The sequence below is a fragment of the Microcystis sp. LE18-22.4A genome (genome assembly GCF_027531105.1).
Taxonomy (GTDB): domain Bacteria; phylum Cyanobacteriota; class Cyanobacteriia; order Cyanobacteriales; family Microcystaceae; genus Microcystis; species Microcystis aeruginosa.
In genome coordinates, this window is sequence record NZ_JAPZRB010000061.1 from 1 (window position 1) to 5,728 (window position 5,728).

Genomic DNA, 5,728 nt, shown 5'->3' on the forward strand with positions numbered 1-5,728 from the left:
ATGGGAGTGATCAGGGGTAAATTCAGGGACTTTTTCCCTGAAAATTAGGTAATTGACCCCCTCAAAATCGGTAAAACCCCACACCCCACACCCCACACCCTACACCCTGCCCCTAGGAAAAACTTTTTCAGCAAACCCTACCTAGTTTTTCATTGATTACTTCGACTATTCCTATTTCATCAATTAGTCCTGCCACTATTCCTAAATGGTCTATATTTTTAATTTGTATTTCTGCTGAAGCAGACATTTCTTGTGTTTTTTTTCATGATCTCAGGTTTTGGTCGAGGAATTTCTGAGTATAAATACTCAGTTAGTCTTTTCCCTTGTTTGTAACTTTTTATGTTACAAACTGAAGTGCGGAATGTAAGTTTGAATGAATTGTGGGGACAGATTACCTGACTTGACAGTAAAACAACCCCACTCGCTTTTTGTTGCTCTACTTTGGGGTAGGATTCAAGAGCGCTGTTTAGGGATAAATGACTGTTCGTCGGCGATATTGTCTAGTTTTTGAGCGTTTTTTCCAGCTGGGCTACCCTTGCTTTCTGTTGCTTCAAATCGGCTAGTTGTTTTAGCAATTGTTCTCTTACTTCATAGCGATAGGCAAAAAAATGCTCACCTATCCCTAGGGTCGCTAGATACTCTTCTACCAGACGGGGCTTGACCCAGGCAATCACCGCCAGTTGCCACCAGAAACGGAACCGCGTCGGTCGGACAATCCCCTGCCGCCAGAGCAAGGAACGGAACAATTGCCACTGTTGCCAATCTAATTTACGGTTCGATTTGCCGCGCCATCCCCCCATCATCATGAAATGGTTGAAGGTTCGTTTCAGGTAGTTAACAGGATCGTAGATTTCCCAGAAAGCGTCGATGTATTCTTCGGTAATCTCTTCCACCGGGCGAGTTGGCTCAAAGTTCATCATGGCTCCCTGATGGAAAGTGCCCATGCCATCCACCAGACGACCTTCCCGTTGCAGGCGATTCCACAGGGCGGTATTTTGCAGTGCCTGGAGCAAGCTAAACTGCCCCTGGGGAATACTCGCCTCCATAATAAAATCTTTGATCCGCTGCCCTGCGCCAGGTTTCTCATTGTCAAAACCGATAATGAAGCCAGACATAATCTGCAGCCCCATGCGGGTAATTTTGTGACAGGATTCGATCAGGGATTGGCGGGTGTTTTGAACCTTGTTAATGCCCATTAAGCTATCGGTATCTGGTGTCTCAATCCCCATAAACACCAGCATAAAGCCGGCCTTGACCATTAACTCGATCAGTTCACTGTCTTCGGCCAGATTAAGGGAAGCTTCCGTAATCAGTTTAAAGGGATACTGGTGTTGCTCCATCCAGGGGATCAACTCCCGCAGAAACACCTTGGCATTCCGCTTATTGCCAATGAAGTTGTCATCCACAACAAAAATGTAGCGCCTCCAGCCCAGTTGATATAACGTCTCCAACTCAGCCAACATTTGTTCTGGGGTTTTGGTGCGAGGTTTGCGGCCATAGAGGTTGATGATGTCACAAAATTCGCATTGAAAGGGGCAACCGCGAGAAAACTGCACGGTAATCGCCAGATAGGCATCCAGATCTAGTAGATCATAGCGGGCGATCGGTGTCATGGTTACATCTGGTTTCTCACTGGCTCTAAAGACACCACTCGGTTCACCCCGCTCCAGGGCCGCCAGGAACAGCGGGATTGTCAGTTCTCCTTCATCCAGAATCAGGTAATCTGCCCCAGCTTTTTGGGCAACTTCTGGATAGGAGGTGGGGTAAGGCCCGCCCACAGCCACTTTTTTACCCAACTGCAACCCTTTGGCAATCAATTCTTGAAAGTCCTTTTTCTGAATGATCATGGCGGAGATGATGACCAAATCGCACCACTCCCAATCCGAAGCCGTTTCTAATCGGACATTGCGATCAACAAACCGGATTTCCCAATCCGATGGCAACAGGGCCGCCACCGTAATTAAACCCAGAGGCGGATTGGTTGCTCTCAAGCCGGCTAGATTTAAAGTCTCTTGATAGGACCAAAAGGAGTTGGGCATCAGCGGCCATAGTAATAGGGCTTTCATTCAGGTGTCTCCAATGAAGAAGCTATATGCTTTACATACTAGCCACAAAGCCCAAGTCGATCAAGACTGTTTTAACATCTTTTTTTACTAATAAATTAGTTCTAAATAAATCGTGAAAAAACCGCATTTTTTCGAGATTAGCACAATTAAATGCACGATGCTTGCTAAAAACTTGTGTTTTCCCATTTTTATCAACGCGCTCTGGGGGCTGTGTGCCTCTTTTGGGTATTTTTGGGTAGGTTCCCTAAAAAATGCTGATTCTGAAAAACCCTCTTAAAATTCGCAAGCACCGAATAGTAAGGGTTTCGTTTCAGTCCCTAGGAAGTCGGTTTTATCGGAAAAACACCAGTTACTAGACCTCTGGACAATGACTATTTCTGGTCAGGTAAACATAAGCGTAATTACACTATTTTATCCCGAACCATCATGACTCAACTACCATAAAATATAGTTTATGTCTCTTTAATTTTGGAAGATGAATAAATTAAATAACTGGTAATTATAGTCCTATTTAGGGGTTGCTGAATAAATATAAAAACCTTGTTGGATAATACTTTTAGACTTTTTTGACCTCAAAAAGTGCCGACCATTGGAGTGATTGAGGGGAAAATTCCGGGACTTTTTCCCTGAAAATTAGGTAGTTGACCACCTGAAAATCGGTAAAACCCTACACCCCACACCCCACACCCCACACCCTGCCCCCAGGGAAAACTTTTTCAGCAGACCCTATTTATGAACAAGATCAATTATAGTCAGCTAATTGACCCGATTAATTCTCCTCACTTAGGAGAGGAACAATCTCGCAGATAGCCAGTCAATCATCCTCGGGTGTGATTGTCTGGTTTTAACTAATTGCGGTAAAATTAACCTAAACTCTCTATCGGCAAATTCGATGACTTCCTTCACTACTTCCCTGGCTCTTTTAAGTCAATTTAAATTGGGAGATTTAAACTTAGAAAATCGTCTTGTGCTTGCTCCCATGACGCGAGCGCGAGCCGGAGAAAAACGTCTTGCTAATGAGATAATGGCCGAGTATTACCGGCAAAGGGCCAGCGCGGGATTAATGATTACGGAAGCGACGGTAATTTCTCCCCAAGCTAACGGTTGGCAAAATACCCCCGGTATCTACACCGATGAACAAGCGCAAGCATGGCAAATGGTGACAAAAATCGCCCAAAGAAAAGGAACACCACTTTTTTGTCAATTGTGGCACTGTGGTCGCGCTTCTCATTCTAGTTTTCAGGAAAATGGCGCTTTACCCGTTGCCCCTTCCGCAATTAAGATTAAGGGGGAGTTGCATACACCCATCGGCAAACAGCCCTACGAGACCCCTAGAGCCTTAGAAACCGAGGAAATCCCCACAATTGTCGCCGATTACCGCCAAGCCGCTCAGAGGGCAAAATTAGCGGGGTTTGATGGCATAGAAATTCACGGGGCTAATGGTTATTTAATCGATACTTTTCTACAATCGGCCACTAATCAGCGTCAGGATAAGTACGGTGGCAGTTTGGCAAATCGCTATCGTTTTTTACAGGAAGTAGTCGAGGCAATTTTAACTGTTTTTCCCAGTCATCGGGTGGGGGTGCGTCTGTCTCCCAATGGCGTTTATAATGACATGGGTTCCGAGGATTTTCGAGAAACTTTTCTCTATGTTGCCCAAAGATTAAATGAGTACAATTTAGCTTATTTGCATCTGCTAGATGGCTTGGCTTTTGGTTTTCATGAAAAGGGTCAACCGATGCTTTTATCCGAGTTTCGGGCTGTTTTTAATAGTGCTTTAATCGGCAATTGTGGTTATACAAAAGAAACTGCTGAAGCCGCTATTCAGTTAGGAGATGCGGATTTAATTGCTTTCGGTCGCCCCTATATCAGTAATCCCGATTTGGTGGAAAGATTCGCCAATAATTGGCCTCTTAATCCCGATGCTGAGATGAAAGATTGGTATTCTTTTGACAAGGAAGGTTATATCGATTTTCCCAGTTATAAACCCTAGTTAAGTAGCTGGTTATAATTAAATTAAAAATGGATTTTAGGTTTGATCCCCCCTGCCCCCCTTGATAAGGGGGGTGCCGATAGACGGGGGGATCTGAAAGTTTTTAATACCTACCTACTTAGGGTTTGCTGAATAAATGTGAAATGTAGGCAAAGTAAGGGTTTTGGGGCTTTTCTTCCGAAACAGGTGCAAGATTTTGAGAGAATCGTCGTTCAAAACCTTGCGTCTTCATCGGCCCGCGTTCTGTAGGGGCGAAGCATTCGGGCAATAACCTATCGGTGAAACCGGAGATTTTCTATCCGAATGCTTCGCCCGTACTTTTTCAGCAGACCCTACTTAGTATTAGATATGTGTAATTAATTGTGTCTAGCTACTTATCCATTATGTGCCAAAATTCAATAAGCGAGAGCGCCTTTTTCCCTAACCAAAAAGGAAGGCTTTTAAACCTTCCTTACCGCAGAATTGGTCATTTATTGCCGTTTGCGAGCCAATAAACCCAGAGAACCCACCGCTAATAAACCTAAAAGGGTGCCTGGTTCGGGGGTTGTCTGTATCTGGGCAGGTTGAATAGTCCAGTTAGCAGGATCGATGTTACCTTCTACATTGGTCAAATTGACCTCGTAATAATAATTTGGGTCAGTATAGTAAACGCCATTGAACCCATTCACGTACCATTCTATAGGTGTTTGTGTAGAATTGGTTGAGACGACATTGACATTATTGAAATCAGACCAATCAAAAGGAACAGCCGTTAACTGTCCTGAGGCATTGGTGACAAAGCTTCCTGTAGTACCATCCAACCCATCACCCCCATTAGGATTAAAGGTGGTAACGTGGGCTCCATTACCAAAGTTGAAGGTGACAGTCACAATGTCAGTGGCATTCCATGTTTGGCTCAACAGGGAAGTTCCCCCATTGTCAAGCTGATAGGTGATAACCGCAGTATCACCGACACTAACGTTATCGACAAGGGGTAAAGATGTGGGTGCTGCAACAGTACCCGTATAGGTAGCGGTAAAAATGGCAGCATGGGCGGGAATGGCACTGAAAACGGCACAAGTCACCGCCGGAAGGCAAAGGGCTTTTAGCAGTTGATTAGTCATTTTTGATCAATTGACAAGTTAATTTCATGGCTAATAATGGGGAAAAATTGCTCGTTATACCCCATAAATCATTGCTTAACAGCAATAAGCAGCCTCATTCTACCCCCCCCCCCCGAATTTGTCAAGTATTCTCCGTTTTTTATTGATGAATCTGGAAAAAAAGCCCATCAGGGAGAGACTGGAAGGGTTCGCCAAGGAAACATCTTAAATTAATCAGTAATGATTAAGATTGAGCTATTTTAGGGGTTAAAGTCGGTCCTTATTCCCCCCTTTATTAAGGGGCGTTAGGGGTGAGCAAAACGTCCTAATCTTAGCGCGTAGTGCTATAAAATAAGAGCATGAAAACTGACACGATTTTTTATCAACTCTTTCAATCATTCCCCTCTATCTTCTTTGAATTAATTCAACTCCCTATCACCGAAGCAAATAACTACCGCTTTGACTCAGTGGAAGTCAAACAACTTTCTTTTCGTCTTGATGGAGTCTTTCTGCCTCAAAATAATCACCCCCAGACTCCTATCTACTTCTGTGAGGTACAATTTCAAGAAGATGAGGCTTTTTATCAG

At 44.0% G+C, this 5,728-nt stretch carries 4 protein-coding genes and 1 pseudogene; 2 read left to right on the forward strand and 3 right to left on the reverse strand.

Features of this window, described 5'->3' with window-relative positions; genetic code table 11:
- Positions 1–139 precede the first annotated feature (139 nt).
- Both O9295_RS02785 and O9295_RS02790 read right to left on the reverse strand, forming a co-directional pair.
- Positions 140–247: pseudogene (locus O9295_RS02785) on the reverse strand (DUF4277 domain-containing protein); the annotation flags it as partial.
- A 253-nt stretch (positions 248–500) separates the two neighbouring features.
- A complete protein-coding gene (locus O9295_RS02790; protein ID WP_288031523.1) occupies positions 501–2,066 on the reverse strand; it encodes a B12-binding domain-containing radical SAM protein in 1,566 nt (521 codons plus the stop codon).
- Positions 2,067–2,958: 892 nt separating this feature from the next.
- Between O9295_RS02790 and O9295_RS02795 the strand changes: the two genes are divergently transcribed.
- Complete coding sequence (locus tag O9295_RS02795; RefSeq protein ID WP_288031524.1) at positions 2,959–4,059, forward strand: alkene reductase; 1,101 nt, start codon at positions 2,959–2,961, stop codon at positions 4,057–4,059.
- 470 nt (positions 4,060–4,529) lie between these two features.
- Here O9295_RS02795 and O9295_RS02800 read toward each other — a convergent pair whose 3' ends face one another.
- Positions 4,530–5,162: a PEP-CTERM sorting domain-containing protein gene (locus O9295_RS02800; RefSeq protein WP_288031527.1), complete on the reverse strand. Its 633-nt coding sequence runs from the start codon at positions 5,160–5,162 to the stop codon at positions 4,530–4,532.
- Positions 5,163–5,500: 338 nt separating this feature from the next.
- On the opposite strand from O9295_RS02800, the gene O9295_RS02805 reads away from it, so the two are divergent.
- Positions 5,501–5,728 (forward strand): DUF2887 domain-containing protein (locus O9295_RS02805; protein WP_288031530.1); only part of this gene is annotated, 228 nt, incomplete at its 3' end.